A 26,588-nucleotide genomic window follows, 5' to 3' on the forward strand; every position below is an offset into this window, starting at 1 on the left:
CCCGTTAAGGGCGTGTCCCCTATGACCGACGCGCCCGATTATCGCGACACCGTCTTCCTGCCGAAGACCGATTTCCCCATGAAGGCGGGGCTTGCCGCCAAGGAACCGGCGATTCTGGATCGCTGGGCCAGAATGGGGCTGTATGACCGCCTCCGCCGCGAGCGGGAGGGGCGCGAGCGGTTCATCCTGCATGACGGTCCGCCCTATGCGAATGGCGACATTCACATGGGCCATGCGCTCAACAAGGTGCTGAAGGACATCATCGTTCGTTCGCAGAGCCTGATGGGCAAGGACGCGCCTTACGTCCCCGGATGGGACTGCCACGGCCTGCCGATCGAGTGGAAGGTCGAGGAGGCGTATCGCGCCAAGAAGCTGAACAAGGACGAGGTGCCCGTCGCGCAGTTCCGCGCCGAGTGCCGCGCCTATGCCGATACCTGGGTCGGCACGCAAAAGGCGCAGTTCGAGCGGCTGGGCATCATGGGCGACTGGGCCAACCCCTATCTGACCATGACCTATGACGCCGAGGCGGTGATCGCCGGCGAGCTTTTGAAGTTCGCCGAATCGGGCCAGCTCTATCGCGGTGCCAAGCCGGTCATGTGGTCGCCGGTCGAAAAGACCGCGCTGGCCGAGGCCGAGGTCGAATATGAAGACATCGTCTCGACCCAGATCGATGTCGGGTTCGAGGTCGCATCCTGCCCCGAATATCCCGATCTTGTCGGCACGCTGGCGGTCATCTGGACGACGACCCCGTGGACGATCCCGGTCAACCAGGCGCTGAGCTATGGCGAGGCGATCGACTATCTGCACTTCGAATGCGATGGCCGCCGCTATCTGGTTGCCGAGCCGCTGCTGCCCGCCTTCACCAAGCGTACCGGCATCACGATGAAGGGCTTTATCGGTCTGGTGAAGGGGCCGGTGCTGGAAGGCGCGACGGCCAAGCACCCGATGCACGCGCTGGGCGGCTTCTTCGCCAAGCCCCGCCCGTTCCTGGCGGGCGAGTTCGTCACCACCGACGCAGGTACGGGCCTGGTCCACATGGCCCCCGATCACGGCGAGGACGACTTCCTGCTGTGCAAGGCGCATGGCATCGACCCCGTCTTCGCGGTGCAGGGCGACGGCACCTATCGCACCGACTGGGCCTGGCTGGGCGGCCAGGGCAGCGTCATCAACAAGAAGTTCGTCTCCGCCGAAGGGCCGATCTGTTCGGACCTGCGCGAAGTCGGCGCGCTGCTGTCGGCGTCGGACGATTTCCAGCACAGCTATCCGCATAGCTGGCGTTCCAAGGCCAAGGTGATCTTCCGCGCGACGCCGCAATGGTTCATCCCGATGGACCGGGCCGAGGCGACGTTCGATCCCACGGTGGCGATGGCGAATGTCGATCCGATCTCGGGCGTGACGCCGCTCCTCACCCTGCCGGCGAGCAACGGTGCGACGCTGCGCGAAACCGCGCTCGACGCGATCGAGCGGACCCGCTGGGTGCCCGAGCGCAGCCGCAACCGCATCCGGTCGATGGTCGAGGGGCGTCCCGACTGGGTCATCAGCCGCCAGCGCGCCTGGGGCGTGCCGATCGCGCTTTATGTGAACCGCCAGACCGGCGAATATCTGAACGACAAGTCGGTCAACGCCCGCATCATCGCCGCCTTCCGCGAGGGCGGGGCGGACGCCTGGTTCACCGCCGACCATCAGTCTCTGCTCGGGGCCGATTACGCCCTGGCCGATTACGAGCCCGTCAACGACATTCTCGACGTGTGGTTCGACTCCGGCTCGACCCATGCCTTCGTCATCGAGGCGCGCTATGGCGAGGGCACCCGCGCGAACCTGTATCTTGAGGGCTCGGACCAGCATCGCGGCTGGTTCCAGTCGTCGCTGCTCGAGTCGTGCGGTACGCGTGGGCGTGCGCCCTATGACGCGGTGCTGACCCACGGCTTCGCGCTCGACGGGCAGGGCCGTAAAATGTCCAAGTCGCTGGGCAATGTCGTCGATCCGTTGAAGATCATCGGCGAGTCGGGCGCGGACATCCTGCGCATCTGGACGGCCTCGACCGATTATTTCGAGGATGTGCGCATCGGCAAGGAGGTGCTCGCCACCGCCTCGGACAGCTATCGCAAGCTGCGCAACACCTTCCGCTATCTGCTCGGCGCGCTCGACGGATTCACGGAAGAGGAGCGCATCTCGTTCGACGCGATGCCCGAGCTGGAGCGTTACGTCCTGGCCCGCCTGACCGCCCTCGACACCGAGCTGCGTCGTGCGGCCGACGCCTATGAGTTCAACCGCTACTTACGCGCGCTGACCGATTTCGCGAATGAGGACCTGTCGGCCTTCTTCTTCGATATCCGCAAGGACTCGCTCTATTGCGATGCCGCGACCGATCCGAAGCGGCGTAGCTATCGCACCGTGCTCGACATCCTGTTCCATGCGCTGGTCCGCTATGCCGCGCCGATCCTGTGCTTTACTGCGGAGGAAGTGTGGCAGTCGCGCTTCCCGTCGGAAGAGGGTTCGGTCCATCTGCTCGAATGGCCGGTGCTGCCCCAACTGGGCGAGGACGAGGCGTTGATCGCGCGCTGGACCGAGACTCGCGGGCTTCGCGCGCAGGTGACGGAGGCGATCGAACCGCTGCGCCGCGAAAAGACGGTGCGGTCGTCCAACGAGGCCGAGGTGACGGTGCCGTCGCTGCCGCTGGAGGCCCAGGCGCTGGCGGAGGCGTTCATCGTCGCCGATGTGGCGCAGGCCGATGCGGTGACGGTGACACGCACCACGAAGCACAAATGCGGCCGCTGCTGGCGGCATTTGCCCGATGTGGCGGTCGATGGCGATCTGTGCGGCCGTTGCGCCGAGGTGGTCGCGCATGGCTAAGTTCCCCCGGCTGGGGCTGGTGACGGCGGTCGCGCTGTTCCTGCTCGATCAGGTCATCAAATGGGCGATCACCGGACCGATGGGCCTGCGGGCGCTGGGCGACGTGCGTGAGATCGCGCCGATCTTCAACCTGCGCTTCGTCCCCAATTACGGCATCTCGCTGGGCCTGCTGACCGCCGACAGCAACGCCTCGCGTTGGGCGCTGGTCGCGATGACCGGCGCGATCGCGCTGGCGGTGGCCTTCTGGATGACCCGCGAACGCAACCCGGTCGACCAGGTCGCGCTCGGCTGCGTGCTGGGCGGGGCGCTGGGCAATATCCTCGACCGGGTGCGCTTCGGTTATGTCGTCGACTTCGCCGATCTGCACTTCGGCGAGTGGCGTCCCTTTTTGGTCTTCAATGTCGCCGATGCGGCGATTACGATAGGCGTTCTGGTTCTGCTGGCGCGCGCGCTTCTCGTGCGCGACCGGCCCGCTCCTGTGGAGAAGAGCAATGCGTAAGTTGGTGCCCGTCATCGCAGGTCTGTCCTGCGCCGCGTTGCTGACGGGATGTGGGGCCGGGCGCGGCCTCGACCGGGCGCGTCCCGACGAATTCGCCGTCGCACGTCAGCCCTCGCTGATCATCCCGCCCGATTTCGCGCTGGTCCCGCCGCAGCCGGGCGCCGCGCCGGTCCAGGCCCGCAGCGGCCAGCAGCAGACGTTGGACGCGCTGTTCGGTGGTCAGGCGGCGCGCAGCCAGTCGGAATATGGTCTGGTGCAGAATGCCGGGGCCGACAGCGCCGATCCGGGCATCCGCTCGTCGGTCGGCGATCCGGCGACCAATGTGGTCGACAAGGGCGCGACCACCCGCGACATCGTCGCCGCACCCGAAGGCGACGGTCAGGACGCGCGCGCCGCCACCAACTGATCCCGATGGATGTGGTGAAAAGGGGCCGGAGGCGGATGCTTCCCGGCCCCTTTTCCTTGCTCAATAGGCAGGCGGCGGCGGTGTGCCTTCGCCGTCGTCATTGATGGCGGACTTATTCTCCGGCCCCATCACGAACTTCACCCGGTCGACACAACCGACATAGCCTCGCGCCGAGGGGGCGAAGCGGGCGGTGCGCAGGACGTTCATCGCCTGCTCGCCGAATTCGCTGGATGGTTGGGCGGCGATGACCTTCATATTGCCCAACTCGCCCCAGGTGGCGACGTCATAGCGGATCACCGCCCAGCCCTCGATCGAGCGGCGGCGCCACGGTTCGGAGAAGCGCAATTGCGGCGGGCTGGTCCAGCCATGCTCGTCGGGACAGGTCCCGCCCTCCACTTTTGCGTCGTGAATCACCTGCGGCATGGCCGGGGCTTCGAGCTTGGCGGGGGCCCGGCGGAAGGGATAGAAACAGCCCGTCCGTGCGCCCCTGGTGAAGCGCGACCCGCGGATCGCGGCAAGCGATGCCTTGTCGAGCGCGGCATTGCCGGTGCCCGCGAAAACGCGTGGCCGCAACGGCTTCCCGCCCGCATCCAGATCATAGGCGATCATCGACCAGCTCGGCACGCCCGGAGTTGCGGGGAGCGCCGCAAAATCGGGAAAGCGGCGCACCAGCGGTTGGGGATAGGGCGTGTCGAAACAGCTGCCCGCCACGCTGCGGATACGATCCCAGCCCGGCTTGGGCAGCACGCCCGCGTCGGGATGGACGGTATAGGACATGAGTTCGATCACGTCCGCCTGCGCCAGCGTGCTGCTCCATTTGGTGAAGGTCACGGTGCAGCCCTGCTGCGGCGCGCCGGGGGCGAAGCGGCTGACGGCCAAGGCGGGGCCGACATCCTCGGCAAAAGGAATGAATCGCGGGGCCTCGCGCGTGATCGACACCGGGCGTCCGCTGGCGTCGATGTCGAATCGATAGGTGATGCTGTCCGACGATGGCGGCGTGCCCCAGGCGAGCGTGTTCCACGGGCGTCGGATGGGCTGCCCCGGGACGATGCTGGTCCCGCAGCGGACCGCACCGGGCGTCCAGCCGACCAGCGAGCGATCGGTGGGTGGAGCCGGAACCGATGCCTGGCCGGGAAAAGCCGACAGCCCTGCGCCGAAGGTGGCCACGATGGGGGAGATAAAGGCGATCAGGCGTAAGGCACGCGGCATGACGGACGCTCCACTCGCTGGACGATGCACGATCCGCGCCTGCGGCACGCCCGAACCCGGATCGGCGCGGCCAGTCTATGGAGGCCATCTTGCGGAAGCCAAGGCATAAATGGAAAAGGGCGGCGCCGTTCCCGGCACCGCCCCTTCACCCCCGAAAAGCCATGTCGTTTAGAATGCGGCCGTCAACGAGAACACCACCGTCGCATCCGAGATCGAGGCGCCCCCCGGCGTCTGATATTGCGAGAAGTTCGGCTGGATATAGGCCGCCTTCGACTTGGTGATGTCGGTGTCGATGTACGACACGTTGAAGGTCAGGTTCTTGTACGCCGCGACATCGGCGCCCAGCGACCAGTCCCAATAGCTGCCGGTCGGCGACAGGCTGGTGCCGTTCGGGCCCAGGCCCGGATTGCCCTTCGAATAGCCGATATGCGCCTTGGCGGTGATCGGCGTGCTGGGAATGCCGACCGCGCCGTCGCCGGTCAGATAGATGTTATCCCAACGCTGGCCCCGGCTGTACGAGGTGTTGGAGAAGTTGCCCAGCGAGGTCTGCTTGGGCGCATAATAGGCGCCCGCAGTCAGCGTGGCGGGACCGGCAGTGCCTGACAGGCGACCGAAGAATTCGACCACATCGGTTTCCGACGCGCCGCCCGGATAGGTGTACCAGGTGACGCCGACATCGGCGGTCGCGGTGCCATAGGTGTGCTTGTACCCGGCAATGCCGTCCAGCTCCATGTTCGCGCCGCCGAACGTGCCCCAGCCGGCCAGGTTCGACGCGAAGGTGCCGATGTAGAAGCCGCTTTCATGCGCGATGGTCAGCGCGGCCTGGACGGCGGCGTTCTTGTTGGTCTGCGACACGCCGCGCAGACGATAGTCGGTCAGGATCGCCGCGCTGCCGCTGACCGTGATGGGTGAGGGCGGTGCGGTTTCGGTGCCGCTGTCCTGCGCAAAGGCGGGCGTCGCGGCGACCAGCGAGAGGCCGCCAAGGAGGATCGTGGAGAAGCGCATCGTTTCCCTTTCAAACGGAAATTCGATGTTCTCACCTGCAACCCCGCGTCGGTGCGGCTTCTATATGTCGGGGCGAGCCCGGCGAGCCGTCATCCGTTGCGAGGACCGAAGGATTGGCAGGGCATGATGCGCCGCACAAGTATAATCTAACACCGAATGGCTTTCATGTGACGCGATGTTGCGCGAATAACACAGGTTATCCGCCTAAATTTTCATGCCGCACCCCGCCCGGCAGTGAGCGGATATGGATGTCCCGCTGTGGATAGGGCAGGCCGACGCCATGCTCCTTGAACAGGAACCACAAGCGGTTGAGCACATCGGAGCGGACATTGCCGACCCCGCTTTCGGGGTCGCTGATCCATGCCAATATCTCGTGCTGGAGTGCATGGTCGCCGAAGCTCATCAGCCAGACGGTCGGCTTGGGGCTTTTGAGCACGCGCGGTGATTCGCGGGCGGCACGCAGCATCAGTTCCTGGGCCAGCTTCAGGTCGTTGTCATAGGCGATAGACACGGGAATGCGGACGCGGACGTTGCGGTCGGAATAGGACCAGTTCTCTACCTCCTGAGTCATCAGATTCTCGTTGGGAATCAGATGCTCCTTGCCGTCGCGGGTGATGATCGAAACGGCGCGCACGCCGATCTTGTTGACCCAGCCGATCTCGCTTTGCAGCGCGATGACGTCGCCCGGTTTGATCGAGCGATCCATCAACAGGATGATCCCCGCGATCAGATTGCCGATCGTCTTCTGCAAGCCGAAGCCGATCGCCAGACCGAACCCGCCCGAGAAGAGCGCCAGGCTGGTCAGATCGATCTCCAGCAGATCCATCGCGAAGAAAAAGGCGATGACGACGATCGCGATGCTGGCGAGCTTCTGCGCCAGGAGCTTCTGCGTGGGGTCCAGCCCGCGCGCATGGCCGATCCATTGCTCGGTGATTCGGGTGACTGCGCGGGTCACGGCCAGGATCGTGACCACGGTGACCAGCATCGTCACCAGCAGCATGACCGAGAATCGCCGCGAGCCCACGGTGAAGCCGATCTGTTCGGCCAGCCGCGTGACCGGCTCCAGCCCGCCGATCTCGCGACTGAACAGCGCAACGAAACAGACGATGGCAAAGACCCAGGCCAGCCAGCGCGGCAGGTTCAGCCCGCGCAGCAACTGGAACCCCGCCCGCGCCACCGACGCACCCAGCGCCAGCCCGATCGGAACCCCCGCCAGCGATTCCCAGGGCCAGATCGCGCCCAGCGTCATCAGCAGGAACGCGGCGGTCAGATGCCGGGTGATCGCACAGATGCGCGCGTGCAACGGCTCGCCATGCGCGACCGCAAAGCGTTGGACCAGCCCGGCGACGTGCGGGCCGATCCTGCGTCCCGCCACCACCCCGCCAGCCAGCATCGCCAGCGTCAGGGCGGAGGCGATTCCGGCTTCCATGGCCTCCATGCGGGTCGGCAGTTCGATGCCGCTCGCCTGGAGCCATTCGATCAGCGTCATCCGCGTGCGGCCCGGAAGCGGGCCAGCCCCCGGTCGAGGTCGGCGATCAGGTCGTCGGTGTCCTCCAGCCCGATCTGCAACCGGATCAAAGGTCCGGCGAAATCGCGTTTGGTGACGCTGCGATAGCGGTGCGGGTCGGCGGGGATGGCCAGGCTTTCATAACCGCCCCAGCTGAACCCCAGTCCGAAATGCGCCAGCCCGTCGAGCATCGCGGTGCGCGCCGCATCGTTGCCGCCGTCGAGGACGAAGGCGAACAGCCCGCTCGACCCCAGGAAATCGCGCGCGAATATCGCATGGCCGGGGCAGGAGGGGAGCGCGGGATGGAGCACCTGCGCCACCCCCGGCTGTTCGGAGAGCCATTTCGCGATGGTCAGCGCGCTTTGCTGATGTTGCGCCAGCCGCACCCCCATGGTGCGCAAGCCCCGGCTGCCCAGATAGGCATCGTCGGGACTGGCGACCTGCCCCAGCTGGAAGCTGGTGTCGCGAAGTGCGGTCCAGTGCGACGGGGACGCCGTCACCGATCCCAACATCGCGTCCGAATGACCGACGACATATTTGGTGCAGGCCAGCACCGTCAGGTCGATGCCCTTCTCGATTGCCGGGAAGAACAGCGGCGTCGCCCAGGTATTGTCGAGGATCGTGGTGATCCCGCGTTCCTTGGCGACCGCGACGATGGCGGGAATGTCCTGCACCTCGAAGCTGAGCGAGCCGGGGCTTTCGAGGAAGATCGCGCGGGTGGCCGGACCGATCAACTCGGCAATGCCCGCCCCCACCAGCGGGTCGTAGAAACGCGTGGTGATCCCCATCCGCGCCAGCAATCCGGTGGCGAGCCCGCGCGTCGGATCATAGGCGCTGTCGACCAGCAGCAATTCGTCGCCCGGCGACAAGACCGACAAGAGCGCCGCCGCGATCGCCGCCACGCCGGAAGGGTAGAGGAAGGTCGCCTCCGCCCCCGGCTCCAGGCTGGTCAGCGCATCGGCCAGCGACCATTGGGTGGGCAGCCCCTTGCGGCCGTAGAACAGCTTTTCGTGCAGGTTGCCCGCACCGGTGGCGCGCATATGCGCGACATTGTCGTACAGCACGGTTGAGCCGCGCCAGACGGGGACGTTGACCACGCCCTTCGTCCATTCCGCGCGGCGGCCCGCCTGGACGAGACGGGTGGCGGGCTTGATGGGCAGGTCGTCGTCGGTCATCGGCGTCACGCGTCTTTCGCTTTGGGGGTGCTGGGGTCGGAGCCCCATTCGGTCCAGCTGCCGTCATAGACCGGCATCGTCCCGCCGATCCGCTCGGCCCCGAAGGCCAGCACGCAGGCGGTGATGCCCGATCCGCAGGTGGCGACCATCGGCCTGGTCGGGTCGACCCCGGCGGCGGCGAATTCGGCCGCGATGGCGTCCCGCGACTTCCACCGGCCACCCGCCTCGAACAGGCGCGAATAGGGCAGGTTCAGCGCGGTCGGAATATGGCCCGGCTCGACACCGGGGCGGGGTTCGGGTTCGGCACCGGCGAAGCGGCCGGGCGAGCGGGCATCGACGATCTGCGCGTCCCCGGCATCGACATGGGCATGGACTTCGCGGAGCGTGCGCAGCCGGGCCAGATCGGCATGGGCGACGAAGAGGCCGGGCGTATCGACCGCGCCCGCCGGGCCCGTCATGACCGGATGCCCCGCGGCGGTCCAAGCCTCCAGCCCGCCATCGAGCAGGGCGACCGACTTCGCGCCGAACAGCGTCAGCATCCACCAGGCCCGCGCCGCGCTGTGCAGCGGGGAACGGTCGTAGAGGACGATCCGGTCGGCATGGCCGACGCCCGCCTCGCTCATTGCATGGGCGAAATGCTCGGCCATGGGCAGGGTCATCGGCAGGTCGCTGTCGGGATCGGCCAGCCCTCCCAGCGCCAGGAAGCGCGCGCCGGGAATATGCCCGTCCTCGAACCCGCGGCGTGCCTTCGCGTCGCCGGGATCGTCGAGGAAATAGGTGACGTCGAGGATGCGCACATCCGCTTCGCCCGCCATCGCGGCGAGGTCTTCCGGGGTGATGAGTGGCGGCATCCTAGGCTCCTCGGTCGGTGGGTCCGTACCTAGGCGCGTTGGGGGCGGGGTCGCAAGCGGGAGCGCGCAAGCCTCTACCGGCCGGTGGGAGGGTGGGACGTGGCCTTCGACTTCGCTCAGGCTGAACGGATGTTGTGAATGACTTCCTCCCTCGCTCGTTCAGCCTGAGCGAAGTCGAAGGGAAAGGGAATCACCCCAACCCGTCCAGAAACCCCGCCGCCTGCGCCCGGATCGCTGTCCGCTCCTCCTCCTCCATCCGGTTCCAGTTGCGATAGGGCATCGCCATGCGCGGATTCTCGCCGAAACGCTCCTCGTGCCGCGCCAGGAAATCCCAATAGAGCGCGTTGAACGGGCAGGCGTTCTCGCCCACCCGCTGCTTCACGTCATAGCGGCACGCCCCGCAATAATCCGACATGCGGTTGATATAGGCTCCGGACGAGACATAGGGCTTGGAGGCGATGATGCCGCCATCGGCGAATTGGCTCATGCCCACGACATTGGGCAGCTCGACCCATTCATAGGCGTCGATATAGATTTCCAGATACCAGCGATGCACCTCCGCCGGGTCCGCGCCGATCAGGATGGCGAAATTGCCCGTCACCATCAGCCGCTGGATGTGATGGGCATGGGCAGTATCGAGCGTCTGGCCCAGCGCCTCGGCCATGCAGTGCATGTCGGTCTCGCCTGTCCAGTAGAAGCCGGGCAGCGGCCGGGTCGCGCGCAGGGCGTTACGGTTCACATAGTCCGGCCCGACATGCCAGTAGAGCCCGCGCACATATTCGCGCCAGCCGATGATCTGGCGGATATAGCCCTCGACCGAATTGAGGCTGACACGCCCGTCCTCATATTCCCCTTCTGCCATCCGGCAGAGTTCGAGCGGGTCGAGCAACCCCGAATTGATATAGGGCGACAGGACCGAGTGCCAGAGCTGGTGCTGTCCGGTCAGCATCGCATCCTGATAGTCGCCGAATTTGGGCAGGCCGTTCGCCATGAACGCCTCGGCCTGTTTCTGCGCGTCCTCCGCCGTGGTCGCATAGGCGAAGCCGTCGAGCGAGCCGGGATGGTTGTCGAACCGTGCGGCGACCATCTCCAGCACCTCGCGGGTGATCCGGTCGGGGACGAAGCGCAGGGGTTCGGGTGGAACGTCCTTTTTGGGCGCGGGCTTGCGATTGTCGGCATCGTAATTCCATTTTCCGCCCTCCGGCTTGTCGCCCTTCATCAGCAGCCCGGTCTTGCGCCGCATCAGCCGGTAGAAATACTCCATGCGGAGTTCCTTGCGGTCCTCCGCCCATTGTTCGAATTCGGCCTGGGTCGCGATGAAGCGGGTGTCGGGGCGGATGTCGACGGGAATGCCGAATATCGTTTCCCACGCCTCCAGCATGGCGGCGACGCGCCATTCTCCCGCCTGGGTGACGACGATCCGCTCGGGGCTGTGGCGTTCGACCGCGCGCGCGACCTCGCCGGTGAAGCTGCCCGCATTGTCGGCGTCGTCCAGCCTGATGTAATCGACCGTCCAGCCTGCCTCTCGCAACGCCTCGGCATGGTGGCGCATGGCGGACAGGATATAGGCGATCTTGGCCTTGTGATGGCGGACATAGCCCGTCTCATCCGCCACCTCCATCATCAGCAGGACCGAGCGTTTCGGGTCCGCGCCGTCCAAGGCCGAAAGATCCATCGACAATTGGTCGCCGAGAATGGGGATCAGCGTTGGCGATTTGGGCATGGTTATCCTACATGGCCTTTCATGAAGCATCTCGGCCAGACCAGCGCGCTGCCCGCTTCCCCGGAAGAGGCAGTGCTCGATTATGTTCCCAACCCCCGACCGGGGCGTACCTATCTGATCCGGTTCGCCGCGCCGGAGTTCACTTCGCTCTGCCCGGTGACGGGGCAGCCGGACTTCGCGCATCTCGTCATCGACTATGTGCCCGGCGAGTCAATCGTCGAGTCCAAGTCGTTGAAATTGTTCCTGGGCAGCTTTCGCAACCATGCCGGTTTCCACGAGGATTGCACCGTCGGCATCGGCGAGCGCCTGTTCGAGGAGATGAAGCCGGTCTGGCTGCGCATCGGCGGATATTGGTATCCGCGCGGCGGCATCCCGATCGACGTGTTCTGGCAGTCCTCGGCCCCGCCCGCCGATCTCTGGCTGCCCGACCAGGGCGTCGCGGGCTATCGCGGCCGCGGCTGACGGCCCTCGGCCGGGCCGGTCAGCGGTCGTTCAGCGTGTCATGATAAACGGGTCGCCTCATAGATAGAGGACCCGTCGTGAAGACCACGTTGACGATCGCCGCCCTTGCCCCTGTCTGCCTCGTCGTTGCGGCACCGGCCACGGCACAGGCCATATCCAACCCCGCTTCAGTCTTCTGCGGCAAGATGGGTGGGCGCTCGGTTGTCGCGACCCTGCCGGACAAGGCGCAGATTGGTCTGTGCTATCTGCCCGGCAAGAAGATCGTCGAGGAATGGACGCTGTACCGGATGCTAGATGGCAAGAAGCCGTCGCCCCGTCACAATCCCTTTCGATAGGATATTCCGCCTCGCAATAGGGTCCTGAGCGGCCCTTTTCGTCGGCAGACCGGGCCTTTGCAGCGCCCGGTCGCCAGACACGGTTGCGGTGCAGCAAATATGTAATACGGTCTGCAACCTTCCTGCCAAATGCGGGTTAACCTTGAAACGATGTGTCCGGTGGGAAACCCGCCCCGACATGTCGTGCTTCAAGGACTGGCAATATGGCGGATGCGAACGGAACCGTGATCGAACGACTGGCGCTGATCGGAAACTTCCTGCCCCGGCAATGCGGGCTCGCGACATTCACCACCGACGTCTACTCGGCCCTTCGCGATCGCTATCCCAATCTGGCGGTCGACGTCTATGCGATGGACGATCATCCCGGCCGTTACGCCTATCCCCCGGCGGTGACGGCCGCCATTCCGCAGAATGAGCGCTCGGCCTATATCGACATGGCCCGCCGGATCGAGGCGAGCGGCGCGCAGGCCATCTGGGTCCAGCACGAATATGGCATTTATGGCGGCGCGGCGGGCGAACATCTGCTCGCGCTGCTCGACCGCACCACGCTGCCGGTGATCGCCACGCTCCACACGGTGCTGGAAAAGCCCTCGGCCGACGAGCGACGGGTGATGGAGGGGCTGCTTCGCCGTTGCGCCAAGATCATCGTCATGGCCGACAAGGGCTGCGACATCCTCAAGCGGGTCTATGGCGCCGATCCGCGCCAGATCGCGATGATCCCGCACGGTGTGCCCGATCGCGAACTCATGTCGCCCGACGCGCTGAAACCGCGTTTCGGCTGGGAAGGCCGCAAGGTCGTGCTGACCTTCGGCCTGCTCGCGCCGAACAAGGGGATCGAGACGATCATCGAGGCTCTCCCGGCGGTGGCGAAGAACCATCCCGAACTCCTCTACGTCGTACTGGGTGCGACGCATCCCAATCTGATCGCGCATGAGGGCGAGGCGTATCGCGACCGGCTGAAAGCGCTGGCGGCGACTTTGGGCGTGTCGGACAATGTCGAATTCATCGACGCCTTTGTCGAGCATGACGAGCTGCTCGATTACCTCCAGGCGGCGGACATCTACGCCACCCCCTATACCAACCCCGCCCAGATCACGAGCGGGACGCTGTCCTACGCCGTGGGCGTGGGCAAGGCGGTGATCTCCACGCCTTATGTCCATGCGACCGAGATTCTGGCGGACGAGCATGGCGTGCTGGTACCCTTTGGCGATGTCCAGGCCTTTGCGCGCGACATCGACCGGCTGCTGACCGACGAGCGCGCCCGTGATCATATCTCCCGCCGTGCCTATGCCCGTGGCCGTACCATGATCTGGCCGCGCCTGGCCGAAGGGGCGATCAAGCAGATCGGCACCGCGATCACCACCCGCCCTCGCCGGATCGCGACGGGGCAGCATAGCGCGATCAAGCCGCTGTCGCCCGACCTCTCCGCTGTCGAGCGGATGAGCGATTCGACCGGCATGCTGCAGCACGCCATCTATTCGGTGCCCGATCGCCGCCATGGCTATTGCATCGACGACAATGCCCGCGCGCTGATCTTCATGACGCAGGCGCCGGACATCGACCCCGTCACGCGCGACAAGTGGACGACCATCTACGCCTCGTTCCTGCAATATGCCTGGAACCCGGAAGCGCGCCGTTATCGCAACTTCATGCGCTTCGACCGGAGTTGGTGCGAGGATGTGGGGTCGGAAGACTCCAATGGCCGCACCCTCTGGGCGCTGGGCATCACCGCGCGCGATGCGCAACTGGCCAAGCATCGCGACTGGGCGCAGATGTGGTTCGATGCCACCGCCTCGCTGGCGCTGGATCTGGGATCGCTGCGGGCCCAGGCCTTTGCGATGCTGGGCGCCGCCGCGATGCTGGAGGCGCGGCCGGGGCACCAGCTTGCCCGCTCGATCCTCGAAAAGATGCCCGACCTGCATCTCGCCCTGCTGGAAGAGGCACGGCGGCCCGAATGGCAGTGGTTCGAGATCGTGCTGGCCTATGACAATGCCCGCGTGCCTCAGGCGCTGATCGAGGCGGGGCGTGCGCTGGGGCGGCAGGACCTGATCGATTGCGGCATTTCGACGCTCGAATGGATCGTAGCCAAGCAGACCTCGCCCGAAGGCCGCTTCCGCGCGGTCGGCAGCGAGAGCTTCGGCCGCCCCTATGCCGAACCGTTGCAGTTCGACCAGCAGCCGCTGGAGGCGCAGGCGACGGTCGAGGCCTGTCATTCGGCCTATGCCGCCACGCGCGATCCGCGCTGGATTGCCGAAGCCGAGCGGGCCTATGGCTGGTTCCTGGGGGCCAACGACCTCGACCTGCCGCTGGCGACCGCGCATGACGGCGGTTGTTTCGACGGGTTGATGCCGACCGGGCTCAACCGGAACCAGGGCGCCGAATCGATCCTTGCGCTGCAACTGGCGAATTGCGCCATTGCTAGCCTTTGCCATTCCGCCGCAACCATGGCAGGAGCCGATCGTCACATCGCCTGAAACGCCTTGCGCAAAGGGGATGGGACAAGCGTTTTTGGTTAAAGTGGCGAGACGGTAGCGCGATGGATTTGTTCAACCACCGGCTGCGGCTTCATGCCGATCCTTCCCGCGTCGTCGTGCGGCCGTTCCATATTGCCTGGGGCGGCGGCAACGGGGCACCGCCCAGCCGGACCGAGCGGCTGGTCGGCGAAGTGCTGGCGATGACGCCGCAGGAAGCGCGCGACCAGCTGGAAACCGTGCTGAAGGATTTCGAGGCGCGGCACTGGCAGACGCGGCGCGTCTTCATGACCCGTTACGACCAGATCGAGGATCTGCTGAAGCTCGACGGGTCGAAGATCGGGGACGAGAAGCGCCAGCTGATCGGCGCCTATTTCTGCCACGAATACAGCTACGCCGCCGCGGCGCTGATGAACCCGTCGGCGGTGCCGCATTTCGACCAGACCGGCATCCAGCCGGGGTCGCAGCGCATCCTGATGTCGATGCGCGCGGTGGGCGAGGGGCATATCTCCTCGGTCGCCTTTCGCGAAGGCATCATCAACGATCAGAACCAGCTTCGCCTCGCGCCCGAGCCGCCTTTCGCGACTGCGACCGACGTGCACGGCTGGGGCGAAGAGGATGCACCCAGCGGCCCGATCACGGTGCATCGCCACCGCGACTCGACGCTGTCGGGCACGGTCATCTTCCCGATCACCCAAGCCCAGTCCAAGGGGCTGGAGGATATGCGGATCGTCCAGTTCACGCATGACGATGGCGCGGTGGAATGGATCGGCACCTATACCGCCTATGACGGCTCGGGCATCCAGTCCGAACTGATGCGCACCCGCGATTTCCGCGCGTTCGATCTGGTGCCGATGACCGGCTCGGCGGCGCGGAACAAGGGCATGGCGCTGTTCCCGCGCAAGGTGGCGGGCCAATATATGATGATGGGGCGGCAGGACGGCGAGAATCTGTTCCTGCTCAAGTCCGACTCGCTGACCCATTGGGACGAGGGCGAGAAGATCCTGACCCCGGTCTATCCGTGGGAGCTGGTGCAGATCGGCAATTGCGGCCCGCCCATCGAGGTGGACGAGGGCTGGTTGCTGTTGACCCACGGCGTCGGCGCGATGCGCAAATATTCGATCGGCGCCGCGCTGCTCGACAAGGACGATCCGTCCAAGGTGCTGGGCCGGACGAAATTGCCGATCCTCGCCGCCAAGGATCAGGACCGCGAGGGCTATGTGCCCAACGTGGTCTATTCCTGCGGCGCGATCCGGCACGGCGATTCGCTGTTCCTGCCCTACGGCATCGCGGACAGCTCGATCGGCTTCGCCTTCGTGAAGATCAGCGAGTTGCTGGCGGCAATGTAACGATCTGGCGGCCGCCCTCTATTCCTTCCCTGTAAGGGGAGGGGGGCCGTGCGAACATGGTGGAGGGGTGTGAACCCGGGGAAGCGAGGCCCGCCCCTTTCACCGGGACACCCCCTCGACCAGGGCTGCGCCCTGCCACCTCCCCTTACGGGTAAGAAATGGTGTTCGCTCTTATGGTAGGCGTCAGCGTGCCGCTGGCGGCAAGCCTATGACCTGGCGGCGCGTATTGCGATACAGCGCCGCCACGATTCCAAGGAATACCAACGTCCCCCCGATCAGCGCGGGGGTCGCGAACCCGTCACCGACCAGGGCCAGGGGCGCGTCCGAGTTGGTCAGGTAGACGATCCCCGCAAAGCCGACGCCCCACAGGCTTTCGCCCACGATCATCCCCGTGGCGGCCAGCACGCCCAGCCGCTCGGCCGCTTCGGGATTGCCGCTCCGCCGTGCCCAGCGGTCATAGACATGGCCGATCACCGCCCCCAGCACGACCGGCAGCGTCGCGGTCATCGGCAGGTAGATGCCCAGCCCGACGCCCAGCGGCGGCAGGCGAATCCAGCCGAGCTTGCCCAGCACCTCGTCGACCAGGATCACGCCGACGCCCACAACCGCGCCGATGCCGATCATCGTCCAGTTGAGATCACCGCCCAGCACGCCCTTGGCCAATGCCGAGATCAGCGCGGCCTGAGGGGCGGACAGGGCGTTCGGCCCCGCGCCCGGCGTACCGGCAAAGCCCAGCGTCGCGTTGAGCAGGTCAAGGACAGGGGGAATGACCAGGCTGCCGAAGACGACGCCGATGACCAGTGCCACCTGTTGTTTCCACGGCGTCGCGCCGACCAGTTCGCCGGTCTTCAGATCCTGAAGATTGTCGTTGGAGATGGTCGCGACACCGAACACGACGCCGGTGACGATCAGCGCATAGGCGACCAGCGCCTGCGTGGTTTCGGGCGGCGTGCCGCGCCCGAACAGTCCGACCAGCAACAGCGCGGCGGCCAGGACCGAGAGGATGCCGATCCCCGACACCGGGCTGTTCGATGCGCCGATCAGGCCCGCCATGTATCCGCACACCGCCGCGATCACGAGGCCGATCAGCAGGATGAACAGCAAGGCCCCGCCGATCAGCGCGACGCCCGATGCGGCCAGCGGCCCGCCCGCGATCACCGACCAGAGCAGCCCGGCGATCGGCACCAGCGTCGCCAGCGCGACGGCGGCGACGATTCCGATCGGCAGGTCGCGCTCGCCCACCGCCAGCACCGCGCCGTCGCGCTTGGCCGAGGCGGCGGCGAGCGAGGAGCGGATACCGCCGATCACCGGCCCGATGATCTTGAGGAGCGTCCAGATCGCCGCCACCCCGATCACGCCCGCGCCCAGGAAGCGCACGTCCCGGCTGAACACGCCGCTCGCCCATTCGGCGACCGGCCCGGTCGAGGGGGCCATGGCGGTCAGGATGGGCAGCGCCACCCACCAACCGATCGCAATGCCCGCCAGCATCGCACAGCCGACCGACAGGCCGACCAGATGCCCGACCCCGACCAGCGCAAAGGACAGGCCGCCCGCGATCCCGGTCGCGCCCGCCCCGGTGCGGAAGAAGATGGCCGCTTCGGCGGCCGCCAGCTTGGTCTGGGTCAGGATCGCGAACCCAGCGGAGGCGAGGGCGTTGGTGACGATCAGGCGCAGGCCGATGGCGCTTTCCGCCTCGCCCTCGCGGCTGCCCGCGCCGACCCTCAGCACTTCGGCGGCGGCGCGCCCTTCGGGATAGGGCAGGTCGGTATCGACCACCAGCGCGCGGCGCAGCGGCACCGAGAACATCACGCCCAATATGCCCCCCGTCGCGGTGATCCCCGCGGTCAGGAGATAGGGAAAGCCCTGCCACCATCCGATCATGACCAGGCCCGGCAGCACGAAGATGATCGCCGCCAGCGTCCCCGCCGCCGAGGCGACCGTCTGGACGATGTTGTTCTCGAGCATCGAACTGTTCGGCAGATAGCGCAGGATCGCCATCGAGATGACCGCTGCCGGGATCGAGGTGGCGAAGGTCAGCCCGACCTTCAGCCCCAGATAGACATTAGCGGCGGTGAACAGCAGGGTGATGATCCCGCCCAGCGCGATACCGCGAAGGGTGAGTTCGGCAACGGGGCGGGCGACGGTGGGCGTGCGGTTCATGCGCGCAGATGTGGCAGAGTGCGGCGCGCTCGCCTAGCATTTCATGTCGGGTCGAGGGGAAGGGGGTGCGCTTCGACTTCGCTTAGCGGGAGCGCGGCGGGGCACAATCACCCAACCCCCGTTCAGCCTGAGCGAAGTCGAAGGCCAAGGGAATCCGGTTGTCTCAAGCGCTCACCCCGGCGGAGGCAAGGGTCCAGGTGCCGCCAAATCCGGCGAGCGCAAGGAGGCAAAGGCCTCGCGCCTTCGACAGCGCATCGCAGCTGAACCCCGGCCTTCGCCGGGGTGGCGGCGAACTTTGCGGCGGGTGGTTTCCTTCGCCATCGTCGAGGCCCAACGGAGGTTCGGGTAGGCGGCGGCGTGGGCGGGACTATCCCCGGAACAGATTCCCCAGCACGCCGCGCACCACCGCACCGACAATCCCCCCACCGCTGTTCGAGCGCCGGCGCGAGCCGCTGCCGAACACCTGCTTGCCGATCTCATTGGCCACCTGTCGCCCGATCGACGAACTGGCCGAGCGCGCCGCGCTGGTCGCCATCTTGGCCCAAGGGGAGTTGGCCGCCTCGCGTTGCTCGGCGATTCGTGCGCGTTCGGCTTCCTTGGCGGCTTTCGCGTCCGCCTTGGCGGCCTGTGCGGCCTGTTTGTCCGCTTCGGTCTGCGCCCGGGCCTCCGCCGCCGCAGCAGCAGCTTCCTGTGTCTTGGCCGCAAGCAGTTCTTCCGCCGATTCGCGGTCGATCGCCTGATCGTATTTCGCGCCGACCGCGTCGGTCTCGATCAGCAGCTTGCGCTCCTCCGGGGTCGCGGGGCCGACCCGGCTGCGCGGCGGGGCGATCATCGTCCGCTCGACCGGAGAGGGGGAGCCATCGGGCTGGAGCAGCGAAACCAGCGCTTCGCCCACCTTCAACTCGGTGATCGCGCTCGCCACGTCGACGCCCGGATTGGCGCGGAACGTCTCGGCGGCGGAGCGGACCGCCGCCTGGTCGCGCGGGGTGAAGGCGCGCAGCGCATGTTGCACCCGGTTGCCCAACTGTCCCGCGATCTTGTCGGGCACGTCGATCGGGTTCTGGGTAATGAAATAAACGCCGACGCCCTTGGACCGGATCAACCGCACCACCCGCTCGATCGTGTCGACCAGGGCGGGCGCGGCATCGTCGAACAGCAGATGCGCCTCGTCGAAGAAGAAGACGAGCTTGGGTTTGTCGGGATCGCCGATTTCGGGCAGCTGCTCGAACAGTTCGGACAGCAGCCAGAGCAGGAAGGTGGCGTAGAGCTTGGGGCTCGCCATCAACTGGTCGGCGGCCAGGATGTTGACGACGCCGCGCCCCGAATCATCGGTGGCGATCAGGTCGGTGAGTTCCAGCGCGGGTTCGCCGAAGAAATGTTCGCCCCCCTGCGTGCGCAATTGCAGCAGCGCGCGCTGGATCGCGCCGACCGACTGTTTCGAGACATTGCCATAGGTGGTGGTCAGTTCCTCGGCCCGTGCGGCGCACTCGGCCAGCATCGCCTGGAGATCGTCCAGGTCGAGGAGCAGCAGCCCCTCCTTGTCCGCGAGATGGAAGGCGATGGTCAACACGCCCTCCTGCGTCTCGTTCAGCCCCATCATCCGCGCGAGCAGCAGCGGGCCCATTTCCGATACGGTGGCGCGGACGGGGTGCCCCTGACGCCCGAGCAAATCCCAGAACTGCACCGGCGCTGCGTCATAGGCCCAATCGGTCATGCCCAGCTCGGCGGCGCGCGCCGCGAAGGCGGCATGGGTTTTGCCCAGTGCCGATCCGGCCAGTCCCAGGCCCGACAGGTCACCCTTCACATCGGCGACGAAGCTGGGAACCCCGGCGCGCGAGAAGCCCTCGACCATGGTCTGCAACGTCACCGTCTTGCCGGTGCCGGTCGCGCCCGCGATCAGCCCGTGCCGGTTCGCGCGCTTGAGGTCGATCGCCTGCGGCTTGCCGCCGCCCATGCCGATGAAGATGCCGTCCATGCCCACATCTTACCGCGATGGATGCGAACAGGAATAGAAAAAGGCCGCTGCATAGCGAGGATGCAACGGCCCTTTTCATGATCGGCTTTCGCCGTCCTCGCCCCTCCCTTTCCTGCCGGGAAAGGGAAGAACAAGGGGATTTACTTGATGCGCAGCGGGATCAGCGCACCCGCAATGCGGGCACGGGTGATCTGGGCCAGCACCTGCGGACGGCCCGCCGCCTTGGCCTCGGCGACGATCCGCTGGATGTCGGCGGCGGTGCGGACGGCGGTGCCGTTGATCGCGGTGACAACATCGCCACGCTTCAGCTTCGACGCGGCATCGCTCGACGGATCGACCGCCGCGATGACGACGCCCTGGGTCGAGGGATCGACGTTGATCGCACGAGCGATGGCCGGGGTCAGCGGCTGGACCGACAGGCCCAGCCCGCCGCCCGCCGTAGGCGCCACCTGTGCGTCATCGTCATTGTCGGGGAAGGCGTCCGAGCCATCGCCCAGGGTCGAGCGGAGTTCCTCGTTCGACGGGCGGGTCGCGGCGGTTGCGGTCAGCGACACCGGCTTGCCGGCACGCAGCACCTCCAACTGGACACGGCCGCCCGGTGGGACGTTGGCGATCAGATAGGACAGGGTCTGCTCGGGCGTCACCGACTGGCCGTTGACCTTGGTCACCACGTCGAACGCCTTCAGCCCGGCCTTGGCGGCGGGACCGTTCGGCTCGACCTTGGCGATGATCTCGCCCTGGCCCTTGGGCACGCCCAGCGATGCGGCGACATCGTCATTGACCGGCCCGCCGATCTGGACGCCCAGATAGCCGCGCTCGATCTTCTGACCCTTCATCAGCCGGTCGATGATCGGCTTGGCATCCTCCGCCGGAATGGCGAAGCCGATGCCGATATTGCCGCCCGACTGCGAATAGATCTGGCTGTTGATGCCGATGACGTTGCCGTTCATGTCGAACATCGGGCCACCGGAATTGCCCTGGTTGATCGCGGCGTCGGTCTGGATGAAGCGGTCGTTCGCGCCGCCCTGACCGGTGACGCGGTGCACAGCCGAGACGATACCGGCGGTGACGGTGCTCGACAGACCGAAGGGCTGGCCGATCGCCAGCACCCAGTCGCCCGGCCGCGCCCGCGACGAATCGCCGAAGCGGACGAAGGGCAGGTTCTGGCCGTCGATCTTCAGGACGGCGAGGTCCGACGTCTCGTCGCGGCCGACGACCTTGGCAGTATATTCCTTGCGGTCGTTGAGCGTGACGGTGATCGAATCGACCGATGCACCCTGCGCGCCCGGCGCGATCACATGGTTGTTGGTGACGATGTAACCATCGGGCGAGATCAGGAATCCCGAGCCCAACGAAGCACCTTCGCGCTTTTGCGGCTGCGGTCCGGCCTGGCCTCCGAACTGGCCGAAAAACCCTTCGAACGGCGTGCCGGCGAATGGGTTCGCCTGCTGCTTGACGGTGATCGACTGCTTGGTGGAGATGTTGACGACGGCGGGTTGCAGCTTGGCGACCATGTCGGCGAAGCTCATCGGCGCACCGGCGCGCGGTGCGACGGCCTGGATCGCACCCGGTTCGTTCTGCGCGACCTGCGCGGTCCCGGGCTGAAGGGCCAGGGTCGCGGTCGCGCCACCGAGGAGAAGCGCACTGGTAATGGCGTAGGCGTAGCGCACTGGGCTAGGGTCCTCTCAAAGAAGAAAATTCAGTTTGACCGTGGCCTATATGTCACGATTTTGCTGAACATCGCTTGAATATGAACGGGCCGAAAGGTGGAAATCACTTACCGGCCCGGCGCGGTGAATTCCTTCAGATAGCTGTTCTCAGGCGAGAGAATGATCTGCGTGTTCCCATGTTCCTGCGTGCTGCCGTCCGCGCCGAAGGTATGGCGATAGGACTGCATGGCGCGGTAGAAATCATAGAAACCCGGATCCTTGCCGAAGGCCTGGGCATAGATTTGCGCGGCCTGCGCATCGGCATCGGCACGGACGATCTGCGCCTGCTTCTGACCCTGTGCGGCGATGGTGATCGCCTCCTGCTGGCGGGCGGTCTGCATCCGGCTGAGCGCGCTTTCCAGCGGGGTGCCGGGCGGCAGTTCGGCTTCCTTGATGCGGACATCGACGATCTGCACGCCATACTGCCGCGCGATGCGGTCGAGCCGGACCTGGATCGCGTCCATCACCTGCCCGCGCTCGGGGCTGAGCAGTTCGGACGAGCGCCGCTTGCCCAGTTCGTTGCGCAGTGCCGAGCCGAAGATCGGGCGAAGCTGGTTGATGACCCCGTCCTCGCTGCCCGCCGTCGCCAGCATCCGGCGCGGGTCGATCACGCGGAAACGGGCAAAGGCATCGACATTCATGCGAAGCTGGTCGGTCGACAGCACCTGGGTCTTTTCCAAGTCGAGGTCGAGTACCCGCTTGTCGACCCACACGATGCGATCGACGAACGGGATCCGCGCGATCAACCCGGCGCCGCTATGGCCCAGTTCCTCGTTCGGGCGATAGCCGTTGACGATTCGCCGGGGCTGTTCGAAGCGATAGACGACCGCCTGCTTCGTCTCGGGCACGATGGCGAAGGTCGCCGCCGCCAGGATCACCGCGACCAGCAGGGCGACGCCCAGCACGATCGGATTGCGAAGGGGCAGGCCGTTCACTGGCCGCCTCCCTGTGCCGGGGTGGCGGATGTCGCGATGTCAGGCGGCGGCGGGGCGGCGGGGCGCGCCTTGGACAGCGGCAGATAGGGCACGACGCCGGGTGTCTCGACGATGGTCTTGTCCGACTTGGCCAGCACGGCCTCCATGGTCTCGTAATACATGCGGCGGCGGGTCACTTCGGGGGCAAGGCGATATTGTTCATACATCTTGTCGAACTGCGCCGCCTCACCCTGGGCGCGCGCGATCACCTGCTGCGCATAGGAGCGCGCCTGGTTCACATCGGCGACCGCGCGCTGCTGCGCCGCCGTCACCTTATTGAAGTCATCGACGATCTGTTGCGGCGGAGCGGCCTGCTTGATTGCGACGCCTTGGATACGGACGCCCGAGCGATATTCGTTGAGGATCGACTGGGTCAGTTCCTGCACGCGCTGCTCGATGGTGGTGCGCCCCGAACCCAGCGCCTGGTCCAGCGTGGTCTGCGCGATCACGGCGCGCATCGCGCTTTCGGCGGCGGCGCGGACGGTTTCCTGCGGCTGGGCAAGACGGAAGGCGTAGTCGCGCGGATTGGCGATGTCCCAGCGTACCGAATAGGTCAGGTCGATGATGTTCTGATCGCCGGTCAGCACCAGATTCGCCGCCGATCCTTCGGGGAAATTCTCGGTACGGATCTTCTGCACGTCCAGCACCCGGACGCTGGCGAAGGGGGCCGGGGCGGTCAGCTGGATGCCGGGCTCCAGCGTGCCGGTATAGCGGCCGAAATAGGTGACGACGCCGCGCTGCTGCGGGCCGATCGGGTGGATCGAGGTGTAGAGCACCCAGATGCCGACCAGGATCGCCGCGCCGATCGCCCAAAGGGTGCGTCCGCCTGGCGCGCCGGGGATGCCGCCGAAGCCGCCCCCCGTTCCGCCGGGCCCTTCGCCCGGACCGCCGCCACCCGAACCGCGCGCCTTGCGGATGAATTCATCCAGCGCGGTGGGTTTGGCCGAGGCCTTGCGGCCGCCCGGGGGGACAGCCCAGGGGTTGCGGGGGCCGCCATCGGAGTCCTCGCCGGACCCGCCCCAGGGGCCCTTCGGCGTTTCGGCGGCTAGAATGGGGGGGCGTTGAAACCGGCCCGTCAGCTTTCTCATGTTCATCGTTATAGGAACGGTTCGCCGACAAAAACAGTGCCAAGCCGCGTATCGCATCCTATCTGCGCCTGATGAGCATCATCGAGACGGTAAGGGCGGCGGTCGCCGCGGTGGCGGGCAAGCGCGCGAATGTGCGGATGGAGGGCGCGCGGGCGGGCGTCGTGCTCGACACGACGGGGCTCGACGGGGCGGGGCGGCAGGCGCTGGAGGACGAGGTGAAGGCCGCCGCGATCCAGTCGGGCGCGGAGGATGTGCGCGTCGTCCTGACCGCCGAGAAGCGCGAGCGTCGAATCATCGCCGTCGCCAGCGGTAAGGGCGGCGTGGGCAAGTCCACCTTGTCGGCCAATCTCGCCATCGCCCTGGCGCGCCGGGGCATGAAGACCGGGCTGGTCGATGCAGATATCTATGGCCCCTCCCAGCCCCGGCTGATGGCGGCGGAGGGGGTGAAGCCGGTGGCGCAGGACGGCAAGCTGCAACCGGTGCCGACGCCTTACGGCGTGTCCCTCCTCTCGATGGGGCAAGTGGTCGAGCCGGACAAGGCGATCGCCTGGCGCGGGCCGATGGCGGCGGGGGCGCTGAGCCAGCTGGTCGACGGCGACTGGGGCGCGACCGAACTGCTGGTGCTCGACCTGCCGCCGGGCACGGGCGACGTGCAACTGACCATGGTGCAGAAGCACCGCCCGGCGGGGGCGGTGATCGTCTCGACCCCGCAGGATCTGGCCCTGATCGATGCGCGGCGCGCCATCGACCTGTTCACCAAGGCGGGGGTGCCGATCATCGGGCTGGTCGAGAATATGGCGGGCTATTGCTGCCCCCATTGCGGCGGCATTTCCGATCCGTTCGGATCGGGCGGGGCGGAAGCGGCGGCGAAGGAACTGGGCATCCCGTTCCTGGGCCGGGTGCCGCTGACCATCGCGATTCGCACCGCCTCGGACGCGGGGCAGCCCCCGGCGGCGGGGGAAGGGGATAGTGTCTTCGCACCGCTGGCCGAAGCGGTGGCGGATTGGCTGTCCCAGGCATGAAACCGGCGCGTCTTCGGGGCGTTGGAAGCGGCTAGACCGCCTGTATCCCGTATGTGCGAAATGCCGGGTGGGCGGTCCGCAAAGGGGACCATCCATGCCGCTGACCGATGACGACGATATTCGCACCCTGTTGCAGGATGCGCGCACCATTGCGCTGGTCGGCGCGTCCGATCGGCCAGACCGTCCGTCCTATGGCGTGATGAAGCGGATGCAGGATCATGGCTATCGCGTGATCCCGGTCAATCCACAGATCACCGGCGAGCATGTCCATGGCGAGTTCGTCTTTCGCGAACTCGGCCAGTTGGGCAATCCGATCGACATCGTCGACATCTTCCGCCGCTCCGATGCGGTCGGCCCCATCGTGGACGAGGCGATCGCGATCGGGGCGAAGGCGATCTGGATGCAATTGGGCGTCGTCAACGACGAGGCCGCCGCGCGCGCCGAGGCCGCCGGGCTGAAGGTGGTGATGAACCGCTGTCCCGCGATCGAGATTCCCCGGCTGGGCGTGGAGCCGGTCGGCCACGACTGAACGAAGAGAACAGGGGAGAATTGTGATGGTGCCGGTGCCGATCCTGCTGATATTGGCCGCGCCGCAGGCGCATCGCGGCAATGCGATGCCATTGCCGCGCCTGACGCCCACCTGTGCGTCCGGGGGCTGCGTCGGGACAGCGCGCCCTTCGCCCTATCGCCTGTCGCAGGATCATAGCGTTCCGATCGATTCGAAGGCGCGGGCCTTCGCCAATGACGGCACCTATTGCGCGGTGGTCGGCGACAAATATTGCCTCAGCAAGCCACGGACCCTGTTCCGCACGCAAATCGACTGACGCCCTAAAAATGACACAGGCGTAATGACATTATCGGCTTCGCATGGCGGACGGGATAGGACGCCATGTGTCCGTGACCTCATGGTCCGGGCGAACGCGATGCCGGGAGGGTGTCATGGTGGCGATGATATGGGCCATGTTGGTGATGGCGGTGCCGGGTCAGGACACGGTGCCCCCGCCGTCTCCATCGGTCGACGCGATCATCGCGAAGACGAGCGAGATGACCGGTATCCGGCGGCGCTGCGTGTATGATCCCAATGCGACCGACATCACCGTATGCGGTCGCCGCAATGCCGATCGGTTCCGCATGCCCTTTGAGATACCGCCGGAGCCGGGCGATCCCCGCCACGAGGGCGTGATGGAGGAGCGGACCCGCCTGCTCGCGCGCAGCACCCCGTTGAAGGACTTGTCGCCCTTCCAGGTGGGGGGCGGTCTTGCGGGGGTGACGATGGACACCAATCCGCGCGGCGGCCACGGGCCGACGCTGCGCAAGCCTGCGCCATGACGTCGAGGAGAGCCACGCGATGATCGCCCTGTTGCTGATCGCCCTTCAGGCGACACCCGCCGCGCCGCCGCCAACGGGATCGGGAAGCGAACGTTTTTCGATCCTGGCGCGCGATCCCTGTCCGTCCTCCGCGGGCACCAGGGAGGATGTCATCGTCTGCGGACGGCGGCAGGCGGACGACCGTATCCCAGATGTGCCCGATGAGGTGCCGGCGGGGCCGGTGCCGTCCAATCCGCAACTGACCGGTATCGGGGCGCTGCGGGCGTCGGGCACGCCCTGCGCGGCGACGCAATGGGGATGCCAGACCGGGATGAATATCCTCGGCCCCGCTCTCCTCCTCGCCAATGAGGCGCGGATCGGAATCAGCAAGCTGGTCGACAAGTCCCGCGACAAGAGCCACCGCGTCCCCATCGCGCTCGACGGGCCGGGGCCGCAGGGGCATCTCGAACCCTGACGGCAACAGAGGAATGCCGTTCCTCTCCCTGG

The 26,588-nt window shown here is 66.5% G+C and carries 23 protein-coding genes; 12 read left to right on the plus strand and 11 right to left on the minus strand.

Annotation, left to right across the window (positions count from 1 at the left end):
- Positions 1-21: 21 nt before the first annotated feature.
- From ileS to ACWPWT_RS07150, 3 genes are read left to right on the plus strand one after another with little or no spacing between them, the layout of a single operon-like run.
- A complete protein-coding gene (gene ileS / locus ACWPWT_RS07140; protein WP_454279123.1) occupies positions 22-2,853 on the plus strand; it encodes an isoleucine--tRNA ligase in 2,832 nt (943 codons plus the stop codon).
- Complete coding sequence (lspA, locus tag ACWPWT_RS07145; protein WP_454279124.1) at positions 2,846-3,352, plus strand: signal peptidase II; 507 nt, start codon at positions 2,846-2,848, stop codon at positions 3,350-3,352. Before ileS ends, lspA begins: the two co-directional genes overlap by 8 nt.
- A complete protein-coding gene (locus tag ACWPWT_RS07150) occupies positions 3,345-3,758 on the plus strand; it encodes a DUF3035 domain-containing protein (protein ID WP_261268804.1) in 414 nt (137 codons plus the stop codon). Before lspA ends, ACWPWT_RS07150 begins: the two co-directional genes overlap by 8 nt.
- A 60-nt stretch (positions 3,759-3,818) precedes the next feature.
- Here the strand turns inward: ACWPWT_RS07150 and ACWPWT_RS07155 are convergent, their stop codons facing one another.
- From ACWPWT_RS07155 to ACWPWT_RS07180, 6 genes are all read right to left on the minus strand, one after another.
- On the minus strand, positions 3,819-4,967 hold the full coding sequence (locus tag ACWPWT_RS07155; RefSeq protein ID WP_454279125.1) for an energy transducer TonB: 1,149 nt from the start codon (positions 4,965-4,967) through the stop codon (positions 3,819-3,821).
- Positions 4,968-5,135: 168 nt separating this feature from the next.
- On the minus strand, positions 5,136-5,972 hold the full coding sequence (locus ACWPWT_RS07160) for a TorF family putative porin (protein WP_261268806.1): 837 nt from the start codon (positions 5,970-5,972) through the stop codon (positions 5,136-5,138).
- A gap of 196 nt (positions 5,973-6,168) precedes the next feature.
- On the minus strand, positions 6,169-7,461 hold the full coding sequence (locus tag ACWPWT_RS07165; protein WP_454279126.1) for a mechanosensitive ion channel family protein: 1,293 nt from the start codon (positions 7,459-7,461) through the stop codon (positions 6,169-6,171).
- A complete protein-coding gene (gene metC, locus ACWPWT_RS07170) occupies positions 7,458-8,654 on the minus strand; it encodes a cystathionine beta-lyase (protein ID WP_454279900.1) in 1,197 nt (398 codons plus the stop codon). Before metC ends, ACWPWT_RS07165 begins: the two co-directional genes overlap by 4 nt.
- A gap of 5 nt (positions 8,655-8,659) precedes the next feature.
- A complete protein-coding gene (locus tag ACWPWT_RS07175) occupies positions 8,660-9,505 on the minus strand; it encodes a sulfurtransferase (RefSeq protein WP_454279127.1) in 846 nt (281 codons plus the stop codon).
- 190 nt (positions 9,506-9,695) lie between these two features.
- Complete coding sequence (locus ACWPWT_RS07180) at positions 9,696-11,228, minus strand: cryptochrome/photolyase family protein (protein ID WP_454279128.1); 1,533 nt, start codon at positions 11,226-11,228, stop codon at positions 9,696-9,698.
- A 21-nt stretch (positions 11,229-11,249) separates the two neighbouring features.
- Here ACWPWT_RS07180 and queF point away from each other — a divergent pair, with 21 nt between their 5' ends.
- The 4 genes from queF (at position 11,250) to ACWPWT_RS07200 (ending at position 15,845) form a co-directional block, all read left to right on the plus strand.
- Positions 11,250-11,690 carry a preQ(1) synthase gene (gene queF, locus ACWPWT_RS07185; protein ID WP_454279129.1) on the plus strand — a complete coding sequence of 147 codons (441 nt, stop codon included), beginning with the start codon at positions 11,250-11,252 and terminating at the stop codon, positions 11,688-11,690.
- A 77-nt stretch (positions 11,691-11,767) separates the two neighbouring features.
- Positions 11,768-12,025: a DUF333 domain-containing protein gene (locus ACWPWT_RS07190; protein ID WP_454279130.1), complete on the plus strand. Its 258-nt coding sequence runs from the start codon at positions 11,768-11,770 to the stop codon at positions 12,023-12,025.
- Between the two features lie 203 nt (positions 12,026-12,228).
- Positions 12,229-14,499, plus strand: coding sequence for a glycosyltransferase (locus ACWPWT_RS07195; protein WP_454279131.1), 2,271 nt, complete (start codon positions 12,229-12,231; stop codon positions 14,497-14,499).
- Positions 14,500-14,561: 62 nt separating this feature from the next.
- On the plus strand, positions 14,562-15,845 hold the full coding sequence (locus tag ACWPWT_RS07200; protein WP_261268814.1) for a glycoside hydrolase family 130 protein: 1,284 nt from the start codon (positions 14,562-14,564) through the stop codon (positions 15,843-15,845).
- A gap of 183 nt (positions 15,846-16,028) precedes the next feature.
- On the opposite strand, the gene ACWPWT_RS07205 is transcribed toward ACWPWT_RS07200, so the two are convergent.
- From ACWPWT_RS07205 to hflK, 5 genes are all read right to left on the minus strand, one after another.
- Positions 16,029-18,005 carry an OPT family oligopeptide transporter gene (locus ACWPWT_RS07205; protein ID WP_454279132.1) on the minus strand — a complete coding sequence of 659 codons (1,977 nt, stop codon included), beginning with the start codon at positions 18,003-18,005 and terminating at the stop codon, positions 16,029-16,031.
- A 367-nt stretch (positions 18,006-18,372) separates the two neighbouring features.
- Positions 18,373-19,980: a helicase HerA-like domain-containing protein gene (locus ACWPWT_RS07210; RefSeq protein ID WP_454279133.1), complete on the minus strand. Its 1,608-nt coding sequence runs from the start codon at positions 19,978-19,980 to the stop codon at positions 18,373-18,375.
- A 140-nt stretch (positions 19,981-20,120) separates the two neighbouring features.
- Entirely contained in the window at positions 20,121-21,650 is a 1,530-nt protein-coding gene (locus tag ACWPWT_RS07215; protein ID WP_454279134.1) for a Do family serine endopeptidase, read from the minus strand.
- Between the two features lie 107 nt (positions 21,651-21,757).
- Positions 21,758-22,624, minus strand: a complete 867-nt coding sequence (gene hflC / locus ACWPWT_RS07220; RefSeq protein ID WP_454279135.1) for a protease modulator HflC — start codon at positions 22,622-22,624, stop codon at positions 21,758-21,760.
- Positions 22,621-23,751 (minus strand): protease modulator HflK, encoded by a 1,131-nt coding sequence (gene hflK / locus ACWPWT_RS07225; protein WP_454279136.1) that lies wholly within the window; start codon positions 23,749-23,751, stop codon positions 22,621-22,623. The genes hflC and hflK overlap by 4 nt, the downstream gene beginning before the upstream one ends.
- 71 nt (positions 23,752-23,822) lie before the next feature.
- Here hflK and ACWPWT_RS07230 point away from each other — a divergent pair, with 71 nt between their 5' ends.
- The 5 genes from ACWPWT_RS07230 (at position 23,823) to ACWPWT_RS07250 (ending at position 26,556) form a co-directional block, all read left to right on the plus strand.
- A complete protein-coding gene (locus ACWPWT_RS07230; protein ID WP_454279137.1) occupies positions 23,823-24,773 on the plus strand; it encodes an Mrp/NBP35 family ATP-binding protein in 951 nt (316 codons plus the stop codon).
- Between the two features lie 94 nt (positions 24,774-24,867).
- The gene (locus ACWPWT_RS07235; protein ID WP_454279138.1) at positions 24,868-25,302 is read left to right on the plus strand and encodes a CoA-binding protein; all 435 of its coding nucleotides are present in this window, start codon (positions 24,868-24,870) and stop codon (positions 25,300-25,302) included.
- Between the two features lie 22 nt (positions 25,303-25,324).
- Positions 25,325-25,597 (plus strand): hypothetical protein, encoded by a 273-nt coding sequence (locus tag ACWPWT_RS07240; RefSeq protein WP_454279139.1) that lies wholly within the window; start codon positions 25,325-25,327, stop codon positions 25,595-25,597.
- A 136-nt stretch (positions 25,598-25,733) separates the two neighbouring features.
- Positions 25,734-26,102: a hypothetical protein gene (locus ACWPWT_RS07245; protein ID WP_454279140.1), complete on the plus strand. Its 369-nt coding sequence runs from the start codon at positions 25,734-25,736 to the stop codon at positions 26,100-26,102.
- Positions 26,103-26,121: 19 nt separating this feature from the next.
- Entirely contained in the window at positions 26,122-26,556 is a 435-nt protein-coding gene (locus ACWPWT_RS07250) for a hypothetical protein (RefSeq protein ID WP_454279141.1), read from the plus strand.
- The last annotated feature ends 32 nt before the right edge of the window (positions 26,557-26,588 follow it).

The sequence above is a fragment of the Sphingomonas sp. Marseille-Q8236 genome, from assembly GCF_965112005.1.

What these genes read in the sequence shown, in the direction of transcription:
- ACWPWT_RS07150 (WP_261268804.1), top strand. Translation starts at nt 3,345, where the DNA reads ATGCGTAAGTTGGTGCCCGTCATCGCAGGTCTGTCCTGCGCCGCGTTG.
- hflK (WP_454279136.1), bottom strand. Translation starts at nt 23,751, where the DNA reads ATGAGAAAGCTGACGGGCCGGTTTCAACGCCCCCCCATTCTAGCCGCC.
- ileS (WP_454279123.1), top strand. Translation starts at nt 22, where the DNA reads ATGACCGACGCGCCCGATTATCGCGACACCGTCTTCCTGCCGAAGACC.
- ACWPWT_RS07175 (WP_454279127.1), bottom strand. Translation starts at nt 9,505, where the DNA reads ATGCCGCCACTCATCACCCCGGAAGACCTCGCCGCGATGGCGGGCGAA.
- ACWPWT_RS07200 (WP_261268814.1), top strand. Translation starts at nt 14,562, where the DNA reads ATGGATTTGTTCAACCACCGGCTGCGGCTTCATGCCGATCCTTCCCGC.
- ACWPWT_RS07250 (WP_454279141.1), top strand. Translation starts at nt 26,122, where the DNA reads ATGATCGCCCTGTTGCTGATCGCCCTTCAGGCGACACCCGCCGCGCCG.
- lspA (WP_454279124.1), top strand. Translation starts at nt 2,846, where the DNA reads ATGGCTAAGTTCCCCCGGCTGGGGCTGGTGACGGCGGTCGCGCTGTTC.
- ACWPWT_RS07205 (WP_454279132.1), bottom strand. Translation starts at nt 18,005, where the DNA reads ATGAACCGCACGCCCACCGTCGCCCGCCCCGTTGCCGAACTCACCCTT.
- ACWPWT_RS07165 (WP_454279126.1), bottom strand. Translation starts at nt 7,461, where the DNA reads ATGACGCTGATCGAATGGCTCCAGGCGAGCGGCATCGAACTGCCGACC.
- ACWPWT_RS07195 (WP_454279131.1), top strand. Translation starts at nt 12,229, where the DNA reads ATGGCGGATGCGAACGGAACCGTGATCGAACGACTGGCGCTGATCGGA.
- queF (WP_454279129.1), top strand. Translation starts at nt 11,250, where the DNA reads ATGAAGCATCTCGGCCAGACCAGCGCGCTGCCCGCTTCCCCGGAAGAG.
- ACWPWT_RS07180 (WP_454279128.1), bottom strand. Translation starts at nt 11,228, where the DNA reads ATGCCCAAATCGCCAACGCTGATCCCCATTCTCGGCGACCAATTGTCG.
- ACWPWT_RS07210 (WP_454279133.1), bottom strand. Translation starts at nt 19,980, where the DNA reads ATGGACGGCATCTTCATCGGCATGGGCGGCGGCAAGCCGCAGGCGATC.
- ACWPWT_RS07155 (WP_454279125.1), bottom strand. Translation starts at nt 4,967, where the DNA reads ATGCCGCGTGCCTTACGCCTGATCGCCTTTATCTCCCCCATCGTGGCC.
- ACWPWT_RS07245 (WP_454279140.1), top strand. Translation starts at nt 25,734, where the DNA reads ATGTTGGTGATGGCGGTGCCGGGTCAGGACACGGTGCCCCCGCCGTCT.
- ACWPWT_RS07230 (WP_454279137.1), top strand. Translation starts at nt 23,823, where the DNA reads ATGAGCATCATCGAGACGGTAAGGGCGGCGGTCGCCGCGGTGGCGGGC.
- ACWPWT_RS07235 (WP_454279138.1), top strand. Translation starts at nt 24,868, where the DNA reads ATGCCGCTGACCGATGACGACGATATTCGCACCCTGTTGCAGGATGCG.
- ACWPWT_RS07160 (WP_261268806.1), bottom strand. Translation starts at nt 5,972, where the DNA reads ATGCGCTTCTCCACGATCCTCCTTGGCGGCCTCTCGCTGGTCGCCGCG.
- metC (WP_454279900.1), bottom strand. Translation starts at nt 8,654, where the DNA reads ATGACCGACGACGACCTGCCCATCAAGCCCGCCACCCGTCTCGTCCAG.